This window comes from Pseudonocardia sp. HH130630-07, from assembly GCF_001698125.1.
In the GTDB taxonomy this organism is placed as follows: Bacteria; Actinomycetota; Actinomycetes; order Mycobacteriales; family Pseudonocardiaceae; genus Pseudonocardia.
Window position 1 is genome coordinate 124,528 of record NZ_CP013855.1, and the last position, 21,279, is coordinate 145,806.

Annotated in this window: 1 protein-coding gene; it reads right to left on the reverse strand. The window is 76.2% G+C overall.

All coding sequences use genetic code 11. The annotated features are described in order from the left end of the window. Window positions 1-297 precede the first annotated feature (297 nt). Complete coding sequence (locus AFB00_RS29610) at window positions 298-21,240, reverse strand: type I polyketide synthase (RefSeq protein ID WP_068800848.1); 20,943 nt, start codon at window positions 21,238-21,240, stop codon at window positions 298-300. Window positions 21,241-21,279: the final 39 nt, after the last annotated feature.

The window sequence follows — 21,279 nt, forward strand, 5'->3', positions numbered from 1 at the left end:
CTCTTCGTCCGTCATCGCAGTGCACCTCTCCATCTCCGGTGTGGGGCGCGCCGCGGCCCGGTCGCCCATGTCGTGGCCGGTGCTCCGGTCGAGGCCGTCCTCGCATCCTGGCCACGACTGAAGCGCACGGACCGCCCGGAAATGCCTAGTCTTGGGGGTCGCGTGCCGCGCGGACCAGGAAGGACGGGTCCGGCGACCAGGTCACCTCGGCCGCCGCCGAGCACCCGTAGCCGGGGGAGTCGACGAGGTCACTCGCCGACTCCCCCGGGATCGCGCGCGCTGCGCGGAGCCGACGCGTCAGGTCGTCCCGAGCTGGCTGTCCAGCAGAGCGAACATGTCGTCGTCGGAGGCAGTGTCGAAGTCGAACTCCGCCGTGCCGGAGTCGGCCGGGGCCGCCTCGTCCGTGGTCGGGCGGATGCCCGCCCACCGCGAGCGCAACGCCTCCAGGCGGGCTCCGACACGCTCGTGCGCCGCCTCGTCGACCTCGACGGCACCGAACCGGCGCTCCAGCTCCGCCAGCTCGTCGAGCAGCGCGTCGGCCCCGTCCGCCCCGGCGGGTGTGACGAGCGTGCCGAGATGCCCCGCCAGCGCACCCGGTGTCGGGTGGTCGAACACCAGCGTTGCGGGCAGGGCCAGCCCGGTCGCGGCGCCGAGGCGGTTGCGGAACTCGACCGCGGTCAGCGAGTCGAACCCGAGCTCGCCGAACTCGTCGTCCGGGCCGATCCCGGACAGGTCCGTGTGCCCGAGCGTGCCCGCCACGTGCGTGGCGACGACGTCGAGCAGGACCTGCCTGCGGCCGTCCTCGTCCAGGCCGGCGAGCCGCCCCGCGAGGTCGGCGACGTCCGGTGCGCTCGCGGCGGCGCCGCGGGCAGGCGCCCTGACGAGACCGCGCAACAGGGACGGCACCTCAGCACGCTCGCGGAGCACCGCGAGGTCCAGGCGGACCGGCGTGAGCAGCGCGTCGTCCGCATCGAGGGCGGCGTCGAACAGGGCCAGTCCCTCTGCGGTGGACAGCGGCGGCATCCCGGCCCGCGCCATCCGGGCACGGTTGGCGTCGTCGAGCGCGGCCGCCATGCCGCCGTCGCCGTCCCAGGCGCCCCAGGCCAGCGACTGCCCGGCCAGGCCGCTCGCCCGGCGGTACCCGGCGAGCGCGTCCAGGAACGCGTTGCCGGCCGCGTAGTTCGCCTGTCCGGCCGACCCGGCGGTGCCGGCCACCGAGGAGAACAGGACGAAGCCCTGCAGGTCGGTCCCGCGGGTGGCCTCGTGCAGCGCCCACGCGGCGTCGACCTTGGGCCGCAGCACCCGCTCAACCCGCTGCGGGGTCAGGGCATCGACCACGCCGTCGTCGAGCACACCGGCGGTGTGCACCACGGCGACCAGCGGGTGCTCCGGGTCGACTCCGTCGACGAGGGCGGTGGCGGCCGCCGGGTCGGCGAGGTCGCAGGCCACGACACCCACCCGGGCGCCGTGCGCGGTGAGCTCCTCGACCAGTGCGTCGACGCCGTCGGCGGCCGGGCCGCGGCGGCTGGCGAGCAGCAGGTGCCGGGCACCCCGGTCGGTGACCAGGTGCCGGGCGACGGCCCGGCCCAGACCGCCGGTGCCACCGGTGACCAGGACGGTGCCGTCCGGGTCCCACCCGGTGGCGGCGTCGTCGCGGGCGGTGTCCGGGACCCGCGCGAGGCGCAGGGCGTACACCGTGCCGGAGCGGACGGCCAGGTCCGGTTCGGTGTCGAACGGCAGGCCGTCCGGTACCCCGGTGTCGGTGGCCGGGTCGAGGTCGAGCAGTCCGAACCGGACGGGGTGCTCGGCGCGGGCCGACCGCACAAGGCCACGGGCCGCCGCGGCGGCCGGGTCGGTGACGTCGCCGTCGGTGTCCCCGATCCCGGTGGCGACCGCTCCGCGGGTGAGCAGCACCAGCCGGGACCTGGCCAGACGCTCGTCGGCCAGCCAGGTCTGCACCGCGGCCAGCACCGTGGCGCTGAGCTCGTGCGCCGACGTGGGCACGTCCCCGGTGCCGTGCACGGGCAGCAGCACCGTCTCCGGCGCGGCGCTCCCGGCGTCCAGGCCGGCGCCGAGCTCGTCGAGCCCCGCCTCCAGCACGGTCACCGACCCGGTGTGGGCGGGGGCGTCGGGCAGCGGCGCCCAGGTCGGGCGGAACAGCGCGTCCCGCGGCACGGCGCCGGTGTGCGCCTGCGCCGGGACGGCACGGACCTGCAGCGAGCCGACCGACACCACCGGTGCCCCGGCGGGATCGGTCGCGTCGATGGTGAGCCCGCCCCCGGCGTCACGGCCCAGGCGGACCCGCAACGCGGACGCCCCGGAGGCGTACAGCGCGGCGCCCTGCCAGGAGAACGGCAGGCCGGCGGCGTCGTCGTCACCGGTGTCGAGCATCGCGGCGTGCAGTGCGGCGTCGAGCAGGGCCGGGTGCAGCCCGAACCGGTCGGCGCCGGTGCCCTCGGGCAGGGCCACCTCGGCGAAGGTCGTCGTACCGTCGCTCCAGGCCGCGCGCAGCCCCCGGAAGGCGGGCCCGTAGCCGAAGCCGGCCTCGGCGAACCGGTCGTAGCACCCGTCGAGCCCGAGCGGGACGGCGCCGGCCGGCGGCCAGACGTCCGGGCTCCACCCGGCGGACGCGCCACCGGCCAGGACGCCGGTGGCGTGCCGGGTCCAGGTGCGGTCGCCCTCCCCGCGGGAGTGCACGTCGACGGTCCGGCGTCCGTCGCCGTCCGGCTCACCGACCACGACCTGCAGCTGCACCGCCCGGTCGTGGGGGATCTCGACGGGCGCGGCCAGGGTCAGGTCGTGCACGAGGTCGCAGCCGACCTCGTCCCCGGCCCGCACCACCATCTCGAGCAGCGCGGTGCCGGGCAGCAGCACCCGGCCGCCGACGGTATGGTCGGCCAGCCACGGCTGGGTGGCCGGTGAGAGCCGCCCGGTGAGCACGACGCCGTCGGCGTCGGCGCGGTCCATGACGGCGCCGAGCAACGGGTGCCCGGGGCGGGCCAGGCCGAGCGAGGTGGCGTCGCCGGAGCGTGCCGCGGACGCGGTCGGCCAGAACCGGGTGTGCCGGAACGCGTACGTCGGGAGTTCGACCCGGCGCGCGCCGGGCAGCTGCGCCGCCCAGTCGACGGTCCGCCCGCGGACGTGCACCGTGGCCACGGCCCGCAGCAGGGTCGCCGGTTCGGCCTCCCCGGCGCGCAGGGTGGGCACCGAGATCTGCTCACCGGTCAGGGCCTGCGCGGTGAGCGCGGTCAGGGTCGTGTCCGGGCCGATCTCGACGAGGGTGGTGACACCGTCCTCGTCCAGGGCGGTGACGGCGTCGGCGAACCGGACGGTCGCCGACACGTGCTCCACCCAGTACGACGGGTCGGTCATCTCCGCACCGGTCCGCCCGGCCACCGTGGACACGACCGGGATCTGCGGCGCGGCGAACTCCAGGCCCACCACCACCGCCCGGAACTCCTCCATCATCGGCGCCATCAACGGCGAATGGAACGCATGCGAGGTCGCCAACCGCTTGGTCCGCCGGTCCGCGAACCGGCCCACCAGCGCGTCCACCTCGGACTCCGCACCCGAGACCACCACCGACGACGGCCCGTTCACCGCGGCGATCGATACTCCCCCCGTCAGCAGCGGCGTGACCTCCTCCTCGGTGGCCGCGACCGCCACCATCACGCCACCGGCCGGCAGCGCACCCATCAACCGGGCACGCGCCGACACCAGGGTCGCCGCATCGGCCAGCGAGAACACCCCCGCCACGTGCGCGGCCGCGATCTCCCCGATCGAATGTCCGACCAACCGGTCCGGCCGCACACCCCAGGACTCCACGAGCCGGAACAACGCCACCTCCAGCGCGAACAACGCCGGCTGGGCGATCGCGGTGTCGCGCAGGGCCTCGGCGTGGTCGGCCCACATCACCTCGCGCACGGCGGGGTCCAGCTGGGCGCAGGCCGCGTCGAACGCCTCGGCGAACACCGGGAACCGCGCGTGCAGCTCCCGGCCCATGCCGAGCCGCTGCGAGCCCTGGCCGGCGAACAGGAACGCCGTCCCGCCCGCGGCGGTGCGCCCGTCGACGACCCGCTCGTCCCGGTCCCCGCGCGCCAGCGCTTCCAACGCCGCGAGCGCCTCGTCGCGGCTCGTGGCCAGTACGACCGCCCGGTGCTCGAACGCACTGCGTGTGGTGGCCAGGGAGAACCCGACGTCGGCCCGCGGGCCGTCCGGTGCCGCGGTCCGCAGCGCGGCGGCCTGGGCCTGCAGGGCGTCCCGAGTACGTCCGGACAGGACCCACGGGACCAGGTCGCCCGGGTCGTCCTGGGCGGCTCCGGCCGGTGCGACCGGCGCGGCCGACGGCTCGGGGGCCTCGATCACCAGGTGGGCGTTGGTCCCGCTGATCCCGAACGACGACACACCCGCACGACGCGCACGCCCGTCGATGTCCCACGGCAGCGGCTCGGTGAGCAGCTCCACCTCACCCGCGTCCCAGTCCACGTGCGACGACGGCGTCGACGCGTGCAACGTCACCGGCAACACCCCGTGCCGCATCGCCTCCACCATCTTGATCACACCGGCCACCCCGGCCGCAGCCTGGGTGTGGCCGATGTTCGACTTCACCGAGCCCAGGTAGAGCGGGGTCTCCCGGTCCTGCCCGTAGGCGGCCAGCAGGGCCTGGGCCTCGATCGGGTCGCCCAGGGTGGTGCCGGTGCCGTGCGCCTCGACGACGTCGACGTCCGAGCTGCGCAGGCCGGCCGAGGCCAGCGCAGCCATGATCACCCGCTGCTGCGACGGGCCGTTCGGCGCGGTCAACCCGTTCGAGGCGCCGTCCTGGTTCACCGCACTGCCACGCAGCACCGCCAACACCTCGTGCCCGTTGCGCCGCGCGTCCGACAGGCGTTCCAGGACGACCATGCCGACACCCTCGGACCAGCCGACACCGTCGGCGTCGTCGGAGAACGCCCGGCACCGCCCGTCCGGGGACAGGCCGCGCTGGCGGGAGAACTCCAGGATCGCGCCCGGGGTCGCCATCACCGACACGCCGCCGGCCAGGGCCAGCGAGCACTCACCGGACCGCAGCGCCTGCGCCGCCCAGTGCATCGCCACCAGCGACGACGAGCACGCGGTGTCCACGGTGACCGCAGGCCCTTCCAGGCCCAGGCTGTAGGACACCCGGCCCGAGGCGACACTGCCGGCGCTGCCGTGGTGGTAGCCCTCGTGCTCCGGGTCGTCGAGCAGCTCGGTGTAGTCGTGGTACATGACGCCGGCGAACACGCCGGTCGCGCTGCCGCGCAACGACACCGGGTCGATGCCGGCCCGCTCGAACGCCTCCCACGACGACTCCAGCAGGAGCCGCTGCTGGGCGTCGGTGGTCAGCGCCTCGCGCGGGCTCATCCCGAAGAAGCCCGGGTCGAAGTCGGCGGCGCCGTCGAGGAACCCTCCGCCGCGGGCGTAGGTGGTGCCGCGGTGGTCCGGGTCCGGGTCGTAGAGCCCCTCCAGGTCCCAGCCGCGGTCGGTCGGGAACCCGGAGATCGCGTCGCCGCCGTCGGTGACCAGACGCCACAGGTCCTCGGGCGAGGACACCCCGCCCGGGTAGCGGCAGGCCATCCCGACGATGACGACCGGGTCGTCGCGGTCCACCGCGGTCGGGGACCCGACCGGCGTCGCCGCGACGTGCCCGACCAGCTCGCCGAGCAGATGCGTGGCGAGCGCGCCGGCCGACGGGTGGTCGAACACCAGTGTGGACGGCAGCCGCAACCCGGTGACGGTCGTCAGCCGGTTGCGCAGCTCGACCGCGGTCAGCGAGTCGAACCCGAGGTCGGTGAACGCCCGCGCGGGGTCCACCGACGCCGCGGAGGCGTGTCCCAGCACCGCGGCGACCTCGTCCCGGACCAGGCCCAGCACGTGGTCGTGCCGGTCGGCCTCGCCCAGCGCCGCGAGCCGGTCACCGAGCGTGCCGGACGCGCCGGAGGAGCCGGCCGCGGCCGAGCGGCGGGCCGACGGCGCGCGCACCAGACCCCGGAGCATCGCGGGGATCTCCGGTCGTCCGCGCAGTGCGTCGAGGTCGAAGGGCACCGGCAGCAGCACCGGTGCTGTCTCTACCGGGGCGGCCTCTCCCAGAGCTGCCTCTCCCGGAGCGGCCTCTCCCAGGGCGGCGTCGAGCAGCTCGAGGCCGCGCGCGACGGGCATCGGGGGCAGGCCGCTGCGGGACATCCGGGCGCGGTCGGCGTCGGTGAGGGTGCCGGTCATGCCGCCCACCGGCTCCCACGGGCCCCAGGCCAGTGACAACGCGGGCCTGCCGGCCGCCCGGCGGACGGTGGCCAGCGCGTCCAGGAACGCGTTGGCGGCCGCGTAGTTGGCCTGCCCGGCGGCGCCGAGCGTCCCGGCGACCGAGGAGAACAGCACGAACCCCTCGATGTCAGCGGCGAGCTCATGCAGGTTCCACGCCGCGTCGACCTTCGGGCGCAGCACGGTGTGCAGGCGCTGCGGGGTCAGCGAGGCGAGGACTCCGTCGTCGAGCACGCCCGCGGTGTGCACGACCGCGGTCAGCGGGTGCTCGGCGGGAATCGCGTCGAGCACGCGCGTCAGTGCCGCGCGGTCGGCCGCGTCGGCGGCGACCACGGTGACCCGGGCGCCGAGCTCCTCCAGCTCGGCGGTCAGATCGGCAGCGCCGGGCGCCTCCGGGCCGCGGCGGCTGAGCAGCAGCAGGTGCCTCACGTCGTGGCGGGCGGCCAGGTGCCGGGCGGTGAGCGCACCGAGCCCGCCGGTGCCACCGGTGATCAGGACCGTCCCGTCGCGGCGCCATCCGGTCCCCCCGGCGGTGCCGCCGGTGGCGTCGGTGCCATCGGTGGCGGTGACGTCGGTGCCGTCGGTGGCGGTGACGTCGTGGCGCTGCAGGCGCGGGTCGAGGACGCGGCCGGCGCGGATCGCCCGCTGCGGCTCGTCCCCGGCCAGCGCGACCGGGATCGCTGCCGCCGACGCCGGGTCGGCGTCGAAGTCGAGGTCGAGCAGCCCGATACGGCCCGGGTGCTCGGCCTGCGCGGCCCGGACCAGGCCGGACACGGCGGCCGCGGCCGGGTCGACGACACCGTCGCCGTCCTGCGCGGCGACCGCACCACGGGTGAGGACGACCAGCCGGGAGCCGGCGCTGCGCTCGTCGGCGGTCCAGCGGGTCAGCAGGTCCAGGACCCGCGAGGTCGCGTCGTGGGTGCGGGCGGCGAGGTCGCCGTCGCCGGTGGCGACCGGGACGAGCAGCACGTCGGGTGCCGCGTCGAGGGCCTCGGCGAGGTCGGCGTGGCGGGTGCCGCCCGGCACGTCGAGGACGGCGGTGTCCTCGGCGAGCACACCGATCGTTGTCTCCCCGGTGTCGGGGGTGTCGGTGGCAGGGATCCAGACCGGCCGGTACAGGTCACGCTCGGCGCGACCGGGGGCTCCCTCGGGGAGCGGACGCAGGGTGAGTGCGCCGACGGTGGCGACCGGGTCCCCGGCGCCGTCGGCGACCAGTACCGACAGGGTGTCCGGGGCGTCGGTGCGCAGGCGGACGCGCAGCGCGGTCGCGCCGGTCGCGTGCAGCGTGACATCGCCCCAGCCGAACGGCACCGACGCCGTCCCGCCTACGGTGCCCGCCGCGTGCAGGGCGGCGTCGAGGAGCGCGGGGTGCAGGCCGAACCCGTCGGCGGGCCCGGCGCTCTCGCCCAGCACGATCTCGGCGAACACGTCGCCGCCGCGGCGCCACGCCGCGCGCAGCCCGCGGAACGCAGGCCCGTAGGCGAGTCCGGTCTCGGCGAGGCGGTCGTAGCGGTCGGTGACGTCGAAGGGCTCCGCGCCCTGCGGCGGCCAGACGGTCAGGGTCTCCGGGGCGGCGGTCCCGCCGGTGCCCAGGAGGCCGGTCGCGTGCACCGTCCACGGGGCGGTCTCGCCCGCCCGGGAGTGGATCGAGACGGCGCGGTCGCCCGCGTCGTCCGGGGCGTCGAGCCAGACCTGCACGGTGACGCCGCCCTGCGGGATCTCCAGCGGCGCGGCGAGGGTGAGCTCGCGCACGACGTCGCAGCCGGCCTCGTCCCCGGCCCGCACCGCCATCTCCAGCAGGGCGGTGCCGGGCAGCAGTACCCGGCCGCCGACGACGTGGTCGGCCAGCCACGGCTGCGTCACGGTCGACAGCCGGCCGGTGAGCAGGACGCCGTCGGTGTCGGCGCGGGCGACGACCGCGCCGAGCAGCGGGTGCCCCGGCCCGGACAGGCCGAGGGATCCGGCGTCGCCGCGGTCCGCGGGTGCCGGTGCCGGCCAGTAGGTGTCGTGCTGGAAGGGGTAGGTGGGCAGGTCGACGGTCCGGCCGCCGTCGAGGGCGGTCTCCCAGCGGATGTCGGCGCCGGCGGTCCCGAGCCGGGCGAGCGCGGCGAACAGGGCGGTGACCTCGTCCCGGTCGCCGTCGGGTCCGGAGGTCCGCAGCGTGGGCACGGTGCGGGCGTCGGTCAGCTGCCCGGCCATCCCGGACAGGGTGGCGTCGGGCCCGATCTCGACGAGGGTGCCGTCCTCGTTCAGGGCGGTGACGGCGTCGGCGAACCGGACGGTCGCCGACACGTGCTCCACCCAGTACGACGGGTCGGTCATCTCCGCACCGGTCCGCCCGGCCACCGTGGACACGACCGGGATCTGCGGCGCGGCGAACTCCAGGCCCACCACCACCGCCCGGAACTCCTCCATCATCGGCGCCATCAACGGCGAATGGAACGCATGCGAGGTCGCCAACCGCTTGGTCCGCCGGTCCGCGAACCGGCCCACCAGCGCGTCCACCTCGGACTCCGCACCCGAGACCACCACCGACGACGGCCCGTTCACCGCGGCGATCGATACTCCCCCCGTCAGCAGCGGCGTGACCTCCTCCTCGGTGGCCGCGACCGCCACCATCACGCCACCGGCCGGCAGCGCACCCATCAACCGGGCACGCGCCGACACCAGGGTCGCCGCATCGGCCAGCGAGAACACCCCCGCCACGTGCGCGGCCGCGATCTCCCCGATCGAGTGCCCGACCAGGTGATCCGGGACCACACCCCACGACTCGACCAGCCGGAACAACGCCACCTCCAGCGCGAACAACGCCGGCTGCGCCACACCGGTGTCGTTCAACGCACCGGCATCGTCGGCCCACATCACCTCCCCCACCGCGGGATCCAGGTGCGCACACACCTCGTCGAAGGCTCGCGCGAACACCGGGAACCGCGCGTGCAGCTCACGCCCCATCCCGAGCCGCTGCGAGCCCTGACCGGCGAACAGGAACGCCGTCCCGCCGGCGGCCACGGTTCCCTCGACGACGGCCGGGTGCTGCTCGCCCGCGGCGAACGCGGCGAGTGCACGGCGGGCTGCCGCGGTGTCCTCGGCGAGGACGACGGCGCGGTGGCCGAACCGGGCGCGCCCGGTGGCCAGCGACCACCCGACGTCGAGGGCGTCGACGTCGGTCCGGTGTTCGAGCGACCCGGCGAGCCGCGCGGCCTGCGCGGCCAGCGCGGGGCCGGTACGGGCGGACAGCACCCAGGGCAGCGGCCCCGCCGTGTCCGGGCGCGCGACGGCCTCGGCCGGTTCCGGCGCCTCCAGGACGACGTGGGCGTTCGTGCCACTGATCCCGAACGAGGACACCCCGGCCCGGCGGGGACGGTCCGCGTTCCAGACACGGTTCGCGGTGAGCAGCTCCACGGCCCCGGCGCTCCAGTCCACGTGCGACGACGGCGTCGACGCGTGCAGGGTCGCCGGGAGCACGCCGTGCCGCATCGCCAGGATCATCTTGATCACGCCGGCGACTCCGGCCGCGGCCTGGGTGTGGCCGAGGTTCGACTTCACCGACCCCAGGTAGAGCGGGGTCTCCCGGTCCTGCCCGTAGGTGGCCAGCAGGGCCTGGGCCTCGATCGGGTCGCCGAGGCGGGTCCCGGTGCCGTGTGCCTCGACGACGTCGACGTCGGCGGCGGTCAACCCGCCCGCGGCCAGTGCGGTACGGATGACCCGCTGCTGCGAGGGCCCGTTCGGCGCGGTGAGCCCGTTGGAGGCACCGTCCTGGTTGACGGCACTGCCGCGCAGCACCGCGAGGACCTCGTGCCCGTTGCGGCGGGCGTCGGAGAGCCGCTCCAGGACGACCATGCCGACACCCTCGGACCAGCCGACACCGTCGGCGTCGTCGGAGAACGCCTTGCTCCGCCCGTCCGGGGACAGCCCGCGCTGCCGGGAGAACTCGACGAACGTGGCCGGCGTGGCCATCACCGTGACGCCGCCGGCCAGGGCCAGCGAGCACTCACCGGAACGCAACGCCTGCGCGGCCAGGTGCATCCCGACCAGCGACGACGAGCACGCGGTGTCCACCGTGACGGCGGGGCCCTCCAGGCCGAAGGTGTAGGAGACCCGGCCGGACGCGATGCTGCCGGCACTGCCGTGGCCCTGGTACCCCTCGTGCTCCGGGGCGTGGAGCAGGTCGCCGTAGTCGTGGTACATGACGCCGGCGAACACGCCGGTCGCGCTGCCGCGCAACGACACCGGGTCGATCCCGGCCCGCTCGAACGCCTCCCACGAGCACTCCAGCAGGAGCCGCTGCTGGGCGTCGGTGGTCAGCGCCTCGCGGGGGCTCATCCCGAAGAACTCGGCGTCGAACCGGCCCGCCCCGTGCAGGAACCCGCCGTGGCGGGTGGTGGAGGTGCCGGGGTGGTCGGGGTCGGGGTCGTAGAGGTTCGCGAGGTCCCAGCCGCGGTCGGTCGGGAACTCCGAGATCGCGTCCCCGCCGTCGGTGACCAGGCGCCACAGGTCCTCGGGCGAGGACACCCCGCCCGGGTAGCGGCAGGCCATCCCGACGACGACGACCGGGTCGTCGCCGTCCGCCGGTCCGGTCGCCGTGGCCGTCACCGGCTCCGGCGCCGTGTCGGCACCGAACAGCTCGTCGTGCACGTGCACGGCGAGCGCGGCGGCGGTCGGGTGGTCGAACACCAGCGTCGCGGGGAGCCCGAGGCCGGTGGACGCGGCGAGCCGGTTGCGCAGCTCGACCGCGGTCAGCGAGTCGAACCCGAGGTCGAGGAACGCGCGATCCGGATCGATCCGGGACCCCTCGGCGTGCCCCAGGACGTGGGCGATCTCGTCCCGGACCAGTCCGCCGATCCGGGCCCGGCGCTCGGCGACGGGCCGTGCGGCCAGCTGCTCGCGCAGCCCGGACGGGATGACCGCGGTGGCCGCGGCACGGCGCACCGCGCCGACGATGCCGCGCAGCGCGGCCGGCACGTCGCCGCCCCGTGCCCGCAGGGCGGCGGGGTCCAGCGGGACCGGCGCGACAACCGGTTCCCCGGTGGCGACGGCGGAGTCGAACAGCGCCAGCGCGCGGCCCGGCTCGACCGGCGGCATCCCGGCCCGCGCCATGCGCTCGCGGGCGGCGTCGTCGAGGTCGCCCACCATCCCGCCGGCGCCGCTCCACGGCCCCCACGTCAGCGACGTCGCGGGCAGTCCCGCGGCGTGCCGGTGGACGGCGAGGCCGTCCAGGAACGCGTTCGCGGCGGCGTAGTTGGCCTGCCCCGCCGAGCCGAGCGTCCCGGCCAGCGAGGAGAACAGCACGAACGCCTCGACGTCCCCGGCCAGCTCGTGCAGGTTCTGGGCGGCGTCCACCTTGGGCCGCAGCACGGCCGCGAGCCGGTCGGGGGTGAGGCCTTCCAGCACGCCGTCGTCGACGACGCCCGCCGCGTGCACGACGGCGTCGACCGGACGCCGGGCCAACAGCGCGGCCAGTGCGTCGCGGTCGGCGGCGTCGCAGGCCACGACCTCGACCTGGGCCCCGGCCGCTGTGAGCTCGGCGGTCAGCTCCGCGGCCCCGGGCGCGGACGGGCCACGCCGCCCGGCCAGCAGCAGCGACCCGACACCGTGCGTGGTGACCAGGTGCCGGGCGACCTGCGCGCCGAGGCCGCCGGTGCCGCCGGTGACCAGGACCGTCATGTCCGGGCGCCACGGCACGGCGGGACGTTCCGCCGACGCGGGGTCGGCCGGCGGCTCCAGGCGGGTCAGGCGCAGGACCCGCAGCTCCGTGTCGTGCACGGCGAGCTGGGGTTCGTCGGTGCGGCCGAGTGCCGCGGCGAACGCCGCCGCGTCCAGGGCGTCGGCCCCGGTGTCGAGCGCGGTGTCGAGCGCGGTGAACCGCCCGGGGTGCTCGGTCGCGGCCGAGCGGACGAGACCGGCGACGGCGGCGGCCGCCGGGTCGGCGCCGTCGGTGGCGCCGCGGGTGAGTACGACGGTCCGGCGGGTCCCGGACGCCTCGGTCTGCAGCCTGGCCAGGACGGCCGTGGTACGGGCGTGCGCGGCGCCGTCGGGCGTCGCGGCGGTCCCGCCGGACCTGGCGTCGAGCAGCAGGACCTCGGCGGTGTCGGCGGTGCCGGCGGTGCCGGCGGTGCCGGCGACCCGGACGCCGGAGCGTTCGAGCAGCGCGGCCAGGTCGGGCCCGACCGGACCGCCGTCCACGGTCTCGGCGTGGACGGTCAGCCCGGACGGCACAGTCGCCGGGACCCGCTCCCAGCCCGGCCGGAACAACGCGTCACGGTCCGGTGCCGCGGTACGCGACGCGGTCAGTGCACGCAGCTCGAGCTGGTGGACCGCGGCCAGCGGTGCTCCCGCGGCGTCGGCGAGGTCGATCGAGACGGCCCCGGGCCCGACGCGGCGCAACCGTGCCCTGGCCGACGTGGCGCCGTCGGCGTACCGGGTGACACCGCGCCAGGCGAACGGGACGGCGCCGCGCTCGTCGTCGGGCTGGATCTCGGCGATCGGGTGCAGCACCGCGTCCAGCAGCGCCGGGTGTAGGCCGAACGGCTCCGGGTCGGTCCCGTCGGGCAGCGCGGCCTCGACGAACAGCTCGTCGCCGCGCCGCCACGCCGCGCGCAGGCCGCGGAACACCGGGCCGTAGTCGAAGCCGTCGTCGGCGAAGCGCTGGTAGCACCCGTCGACGTCGACCGGGACCGCCCCGGCCGGCGGCCACTGCTGCGCGAACGGGGAGAGCGGCGGGGTGTGCTTGCCGAGCAGCCCGGAGGCGTGCTCGGTCCAGGTCGGTGACGTCCAGGTGTGCGCCGCGTCCGGGCGGGAGTGCACCACGACGGTGCGCGGGCCGTCCGGTGTGGCGGCGCCGACGGTGACCCGCAGCGCGATGCCGCCCTGTTCGGGCAGCGCCAGCGGCGCGGTGAGCATCAGCTCCTCGACCCGGTCGTACCCGGTCTCCTCCCCGGCCCGCGCGGCCAGGTCGAGCAGTGCGCTGCCAGGCAGCAGCACGGTGCCGGAGACGGCGTGGTCGACGAGCCACGGGTGGGTGGTCCGGGAGATGCGTCCGGTGAGCAGCACGCCGTCGGTGGTCTCGATGACGCCGTCGAGCAGCCCGTGTCCGGCGGGGCGCAGCCCGACGGTGCCGGCGTCGGCGGCCCGCGGGACGGGCTCGGGCCAGAAGTACTCGTGCTGGAACGCGTAGGTGGGCAGGTCGACACGGCGACCGCCGGTCAGCACCGCGGCCCAGTCGACGTCGGCGCCCGCGCTCCAGCAGCGGGCCACCGCGGCCCGGACTGTGCCGGTCTCGTCGCGCTCGGGGTGCAGTGCCGGGACGGCCGTGGCCCCGGCCGGCGCGACGCCGGCGGCGAGTGCGGTCAGCGTCGCGTCCGGTCCGATCTCGACCGTGACGGTGTCGCCGAGGCCCGTGAGGGCGTCGGCGAACCGGACCGTGGCCGCCACGTGGTCCACCCAGTAGCCCGGCTCGGCCATCTCCGCGCCGGTGCGCCCGGCGACCGTGGAGACCACCGGGATCCGCGGCGCGGCGAAGCTCAGTCCCTCCACCACGGTGCGGAACTCGTCGAGCATCGGTGCCATCGACGGCGAGTGGAACGCGTGCGAGGTCGCCAGCCGCTTCGTGCGCCGGTCGGCGAACCGCGCCACCACGGCGTCGACCTCGGACTCCACACCCGACACCACGACCGACGACGGGCCGTTCACCGCCGCGATCGACACCCCGGCGGTCAGCAGCGGCGTCACCTCCTCCTCGGTGGCCGCGACCGCCACCATCGCACCACCGGCCGGCAGCGCACCCATCAGCCGGGCACGCGCCGAGACCAGTGTCCCGGCGTCGGGCAGGGACAGCACCCCGGCCACGTGCGCCGCGGCGATCTCCCCGATCGAGTGCCCGACCACCCGCTCCGGGGTCAGGCCCCAGGACTCCAGCAGCCGGGACAACGCCACCTCCAGCGCGAACAACGCCGGCTGGGCGATCGCGGTGTCGCGCAGGGCCTCGGCGTCGTCGGCCCACATCACCTCCCGCACGGCCGGGTCGAGGTGGGCGCAGGCCGCGTCGAAGGCGTCGGCGAAGACCCGGAACCGGTCGTACAGCTCACGACCCATGCCGAGGCGTTGGGCGCCCTGGCCGGCGAACAGGAACGTGACGCCGGTGCCGGTCCCGGCCCGCCCGGTGACGACGCGCTCGTCGGCGGTCCCGTCGGCGAGCGCACGCAACGCCTGCTCGGCGTCGGAGTGGTCGTGTGCCAGGACCACGGCACGGTGGGCGAACGTCGCCCGTGTGGTGGCCAGCGAGAGCCCGATGTCGACGGGCCGCTCGCGCAGGGCGGCGTCGGCCAGGCGTGCGGCCTGGGCGCGGAGCGCGTGCGGGGTGTGTCCGGACAGCGGCCACGCCACGACGCCGGTCTCCTGGTCCGCGGCCTCGGTCACCGGGGCCGGGTCGGGTGCCTCGAGGATCAGGTGGGCGTTGGTGCCGCTGATCCCGAACGACGACACACCCGCACGACGCGCACGCCCGTCGATGTCCCACGGCAGCGGCTCGGTGAGCAGCTCCACCTCACCCGCGTCCCAGTCCACGTGCGACGACGGCGTCGACGCGTGCAACGTCACCGGCAACACCCCGTGCCGCATCGCCTCCACCATCTTGATCACACCGGCCACCCCGGCCGCAGCCTGGGTGTGGCCGATGTTCGACTTCACCGAGCCCAGGTAGAGCGGGGTCTCCCGGTCCTGCCCGTAGGCGGCCAGCAGGGCCTGGGCCTCGATCGGGTCGCCCAGGGTGGTGCCGGTGCCGTGCGCCTCGACGACGTCGACGTCCGAGCTGCGCAGGCCGGCCGAGGCCAGCGCAGCCATGATCACCCGCTGCTGCGACGGGCCGTTCGGCGCGGTCAACCCGTTCGAGGCGCCGTCCTGGTTCACCGCACTGCCACGCAGCACCGCCAACACCTCGTGCCCGTTGCGCCGCGCGTCCGACAGGCGTTCCAGGACGACCATGCCGACACCCTCGGACCAGCCGACACCGTCGGCGTCGTCGGAGAACGCCCGGCACCGCCCGTCCGGGGACAGGCCGCGCTGGCGGGAGAAGTCGACGAACGTGCTGGGTGTGGACATCACCGTGACGCCGCCGGCCAGGGCCAGCGAGCACTCACCGGACCGCAGCGCCTGCGCCGCCCAGTGCATCGCCACCAGCGACGACGAGCACGCGGTGTCCACGGTGACCGCAGGCCCTTCCAGGCCCAGGCTGTAGGACACCCGGCCCGACGCGACGCTGGGCGCGCTGCCGTTGCCGCGGAACGCCTCGTTCTCCCCGCCGGGCAGCAGCATGGAGTAGTCATTGTACATGACGCCGGCGAACACGCCGGTCGCGCTGCCGCGCAACGACGACGGGTCGATCCCGGCCCGCTCGAACGCCTCCCACGAGCACTCCAGCAGCAGCCGCTGCTGGGCGTCGGTGCCCAGCGCCTCGCGCGGGCTCATCCCGAAGAACTCGGCGTCGAACCCGCCGGCGCCGTGCAGGAACCCGCCGCCCACCGCGTGGGTGTGCTCCGGGCGGTCGGGGTCCGGGTCGTAGAGGTTCGCGAGGTCCCAGCCGCGGTCGGTCGGGAACCCGGTGATCGCGTCCCCGCCGTCGGTGACCAGGCGCCACAGGTCCTCCGGCGAGGACACCCCTCCCGGGTAGCGGCACGCCATCCCCACGATGACGACCGGGTCCTCGGCGGTGGCGGGGAGCATCGGGACCGGGACCGGGGCCTCGGTCCCGCCGCCGAACAGCTCGTCGCGCAGGTGCCCGGCCAGGGCCCGCGGCGTCGGGTGGTCGAACACCAGCGTCGCCGAGAGCCGCAGGCCGGTGACCCCGGAGAGCCGGTTGCGCAGCTCGACCGCGCTGAGCGAGTCGATGCCGAGCTCGGTGAACGGCCGGGTCGCCGGGACCTCCCCCGCGTCGGTGTGCCCGAGTACCCGGGCGACCTCCTCGCGGACCAGGTCGAACAACGCCTCGTCGCGTTCCGGTGCGCCGAGCGTGCCGAGCCTGCGGGCGAGTCCGTCGGCGACCTCGCCGCGGGCGGCGGCGCGGCGGCGCGGGAGCCGGACCAGTGCCCGCAGCACGTGCGGCACGTCGCCGCCCGCGCGCAGTGCGACCAGGTCCAGGTGGACCGGCGCGACGGCCGGGCGCGGCTGGTCCAGCGCGGTGTCGAGCAGCGCCAGTCCGGCGTCGACGTCGATCTCGGGCATGCCGGACCGGGCGACGCGGGCGGCGTCGGCGTCGGACAGCGCGGCGGTCATCCCGACCGTGCGCGTCCACGGACCCCAGGCCAGCGACAACGCGGGCAGGCCCGCGGCGCGCCGGTGCGCGGCGAGGGCGTCGAGCGCGGCGTTGCCCGCGGCGTAGTTGCCCTGCCCGGGGCTGCCGACGACGGCCGCCACGGAGGAGAACAGCACGAACGCGTCGAGGTCGCCGGTCAGCTCGTGCAGGTGCCACGCCGCGTCCAGCTTCGGTCGCAGCACGGTGTCCAGCCGGTCCGGGGTCAGGGATCCGATCACCCCGTCGTCGACGACGCCCGCGGTGTGCACCACGGCGCGCACCGGGTGCTCGCGCGGCACGGCGTCCAGCACGCGGGCCAGGGCGTCGCGGTCGCCGACGTCCACGGTGACCGCGGTGGCCTCGGCGCCCAGCGTCCCCAGCTCGGCGACCAGCTCGGCCGCGCCGGGCGCGTCCGGTCCGCGCCGGCTGAGTAGCAGCAGCCGGGTCACGCCGCGCTCGGCGGCCAGGTGTCGGGCGGTGAGCGCGCCGAGGCCGCCGGTGCCCCCGGTGATCAGCACCGTGCCGTCCGGGCGCCAGCCGGGTGCGCCCGGGTCCGCCGTGCCGGGCAGGGCCCGGACGAGGCGCGGGACGAGGACGCTCCCGCCGCGCACGGCGAGGTCCGGCTCGCCGCCGTGCAGGCCGGCCAGTGCGGCGGCTGCCGCGGTGGTCGGGGCGTCGGCGTCGCGCTCCAGGTCGAGCAGGCCGAACCGGCCGGGGTTCTCGGCCTGTGCGGAGCGGACCAGGCCGCGCACCGCGGCGCCGGCCGGGTCCACGTCGTCCCCGTCGGCGACGGCGGCGCCGCCGCAGGTGACGACGACCAGACGTGCCCCGTCGCCGCGCTCGTCAGCGAGCCAGCGCTGCAGGGCGGTGAGCACGGTCGCGGTGGCCTCGCGGACCGCGGAGGGCAGGTCCGCCCCGGAGGGCACGACCGGGAACAGCACCGTGCCGGACGGCCCGGCCGGGTCGTGGAGCAGCGTGTCGAGGTCGGGGTGCACGGCGACGTGGGCGCCGTCGAACCCGGCCGGCAGCGGCCCGGCGACGGCGACGGCCGTGGGCTCCGGGGTCGCCGCGGTGGGCGCCTGCGGGTGCCAGTCGATGGCGAAGAGCGGGTCCCGGCCCGCACCGGCGGCCCCGGCCGGGGACCCGGCGCCGGTCCGCCGCGAGACCAGGGAGCCGACGGTGGCGACCGCGCCGCCCGCGGTGTCGGCGATGGCGATCGACACCGAGTCGTCGCTCTGGCGGGTCAGCCGGACGCGCACGGTGGTGGCCCCGGCGGCGTGCAGCGTCACGCCCTCGTAGGTGAACGGGAGCCCGCCCTCGCTCAGCGGCCCCAGGTCGGCGTAGACGGCGGCGTGCTGGGCGGCGTCGAGCACGGCCGGGTGCAGCCCGAACCGGGCCGTGTCCGGGTCGTCGCCGGGCAGGGTGACCTCGGCGTAGACCTCGCCGTCGCGCAGCCACGCCGCGCGCAGCCCGCGGAACGTGGGCCCGTAGCGGAAGCCCAGGTCGGTGAGGCGCTCGTAGCAGCCGTCCAGGTCGACCGGCTCGGCCCCGGGCGGCGGCCAGGCCTCGGCGTCGAACGGCGCGGTCTCCCCGGCGCCCGGGTCGCCGCCAGTCAGGGTGCCCGCGGCGTGCCGGGTCCACGGCAGCTCGACCGCGCCCGCGGCGCGCGAGGACACCGTGAACGGGCGCCGGGCGGGCCCTGCCGAGGTCCCCTCGGCCGCCCTGACGTGCACCTGGATCTGCACCGCGCCGGTCGGGGGCACCATCAGCGGGGCGGCCAGGGTCAGCTCCTCGACGCGCTCGCAGCCCACCTCGTCGCCGGCCCGCACCGCGAGCTCGACGAACGCGGTGCCCGGCAGCAGTGCCCGCCCGGCGACCTCGTGGTCGGCCAGCCACGGCTGGGTGGCGAGCGAGAGCCGTCCGGCGAGCACGACGCCGGCGTCGTCGGCGAGTGTGACCGCGGAGCGGAGCAGCGGGTGCTCGACGGCGTCCAGGCCGGCCGCGCCCGCGTCGGCCGCACGGGCGGGTGCGGGCCAGTAGCGGCGCCGCTGGAACGGGTAGGTCGGGAGGTCGACCCGACGCCCGCCGGGCAGCAGCGCGGTCCAGTCCACGTCCGCGCCGGTGGTCCAGACACGGGCCAGCGCGGTGATCGCGGAGCGGTCCTCGTCGTGGTCGCGGTGCAGCAGCGGGACCGCGGTCGCGGTCGGCAGCACCTGGCCCACGAGTGCGGACAGGGTCCCGTCCGCGCCCAGCTCCAGGGTGGTGCCGACGTCGCGGCGACCGAGCTCGGCGACGGCGTCGGCGAACCGGACGGTCGCGGACACGTGCTCCACCCAGTAGCCGGGGTCGGTGACGTCGTCACCGGTGCGCCCGACGACGGTGGAGATGATCGGGATCTGCGGCGCGGCGAACGTCAGCCCCGCCACGACGGCGCGGAACTCCTCGACCATCGGCGCCATCAACGGCGAGTGGAACGCGTGCGAGGTCGCGAGCCGCTTCGTCCGGCGGTCGGCGAACCGGCCCACCACGGCGTCGACCTCGGGCTCCGCACCCGAGACGACCACCGACGACGGCCCGTTCACCGCGGCCAGCGACACCCCGGGCGTCAGGTGCGGGGTGACCTCGTCCTCGGTCGCCTCGACCGCGACCATCACCCCGCCGGCGGGCAGCAGGCTCATCAGCCGGGCCCGGGCCGACACCAGCTGCGCCGCGTCCGCCACCGACAGCACACCGGCGACGTGCGCCGCCGCGATCTCCCCGATCGAGTGCCCGACCAGGTAGTCCGGTGCCACCCCCCACGGCTCCAGCAGGCGGAACGACGCGACCTGCACCGCGAACAGCGCCGGCTGCGCGGTTCCCGTGTCGTTCAGGGCACCGGCGTCGGTCCCCCACATCACCTCGCGCACCGAGGGGTCCAGGTGCGCACACACCTCGTCGAAGGCCTGCGCGAACACCGGGAAGCGCTCGTGGAGCGTCCGGCCCATCCCGAGTCGCTGCGATCCCTGTCCCGCGAACACCGTCGCGAGCAGCCCCTCGTCGGTGACACCGCGCGCGACCTCGGCGTGGCCGGTCGGGCCGGGCAGCAGCACCGCACGGTGCTCGAACGCGGCGCGGCCGGTGGCCAGCGACCAGCCGACGTCCACGGCGGAACCGGCCGGTCGGGCCGGGTCGCACAGGGCCCGCACCCGGTCGGACAGGGCGTCGTCGTCCCGGGCACCGACCGGCCACGGCACCGGCCACGCCGGTTCGGCGTCGCGGGCCGGGGTCTGCGCCCCGGACGGTGCCTCGGCCGGGGCCTGTTCCAGGATCACGTGCGCGTTGGTGCCGCTGATCCCGAACGACGACACCGCCGCGCGCCGCACCCGGCCGGTCTCCGGCCACGGCTGCGCGGTCACCGGCAGCTCCACGCCGCCGCCGTCCCAGTCCACGTTGGACGACGGCGCGTCCACGTGCAGCGTGGCCGGGACGGTGCCGTGCCGCATCGCCAGCACCATCTTGATCACACCGGCGACCCCGGCCGCGGCCTGGGTGTGTCCGATGTTCGACTTCAGCGACCCGAGCCACAGCGGCTTCCGGCGGTTCCGGCCGTAGGTGGCGATGAGCGCCTGGGCCTCGATCGGGTCGCCCAGCGTGGTGCCGGTGCCGTGTCCCTCGACCACGTCCACGTCCGCCGGTTCGAGGTCGGCGTTGCGCAGCGCGGCCCGGATCACCCGTTGCTGGGAGGGTCCGTTCGGCGCGGTGAGCCCGTTCGAGGCACCGTCCTGGTTGATCGCCGACCCGCGCAGCACGGCCAGGACCGGGCGCCCGAGCCGGCGCGCGTCGAACAAGCGCGCGAGCACCAGCACACCGGCGCCCTCACCCCAGCCGGTGCCGTCGGCGGCGTCGGCGAAGGGCTTGCACCGCCCGTTCGCGGCCAGGCCGTTCTGGGCGGTGAACGCGGTGAACGCCAGCGGGGTCGCCATGATCGCCGCACCACCGGTCAGGGCCAGCGAGCACTCCCGTGCCCGCAGCGCCTGCATCGCCTGGTGCATCGCGACCAGCGAGGACGAGCACCCCGTGTCCACCGTGACGGCCGGGCCCTCGATGCCGAGGGTGTAGGACAGCCGCCCGGAGATCACGCTCGCCGCGTGCCCGGTGGTGGCGTAGACCTCCGCGTCGTCGGCGGACCCGGCGAGCACCTCGCCGTAGTCCTGCCCGGTGGTGCCGATGAACACCCCGGCGTCGCTGCCCCGCAGCCTCGACGGGTCGATCCCGGCCCGTTCGAGGGCCTCCCACGTGACCTCCAGCAGCAGCCGCTGCTGCGGGTCCATCGCGACGGCCTCCCGCGGGGAGATCCCGAAGAACCCGGCGTCGAAACCGGAGGCGTCGTCCAGGAAGCCGCCCTCGGTGGCCAGGCTGCGCCCCTCGCCGCCGTCGCCTCCCGCACTGCCGGCGGCGAGGGTCTCGAGGTCCCAGCCACGGTCGGTGGGGAACCCGGACACGGCGTCGCCGCCCCGGTCGAGCAGCTCCCAGAGATCCTCCGGGGACGCGACCCCGCCGGGGAAGCGACAGCCGATCCCGAGCACGGCGATCGGCTCCGCGGCGGCGGCCGTCAGGGCCTCGTTCTGCCGGCGCAGCCGCTCGTTCTCCTTGAGCGACGACCGCAGCGCCTCGACGTACTGGTTGCTGTCGGTGGTCATCGGTTCTCCAGGTTCGGTTCGTGGCCCACGGGTCAGTTG

Coding starts and splice junctions, on each gene's coding strand:
- AFB00_RS29610 (WP_068800848.1), bottom strand. CDS start 21,240: ATGACCACCGACAGCAACCAGTACGTCGAGGCGCTGCGGTCGTCGCTC.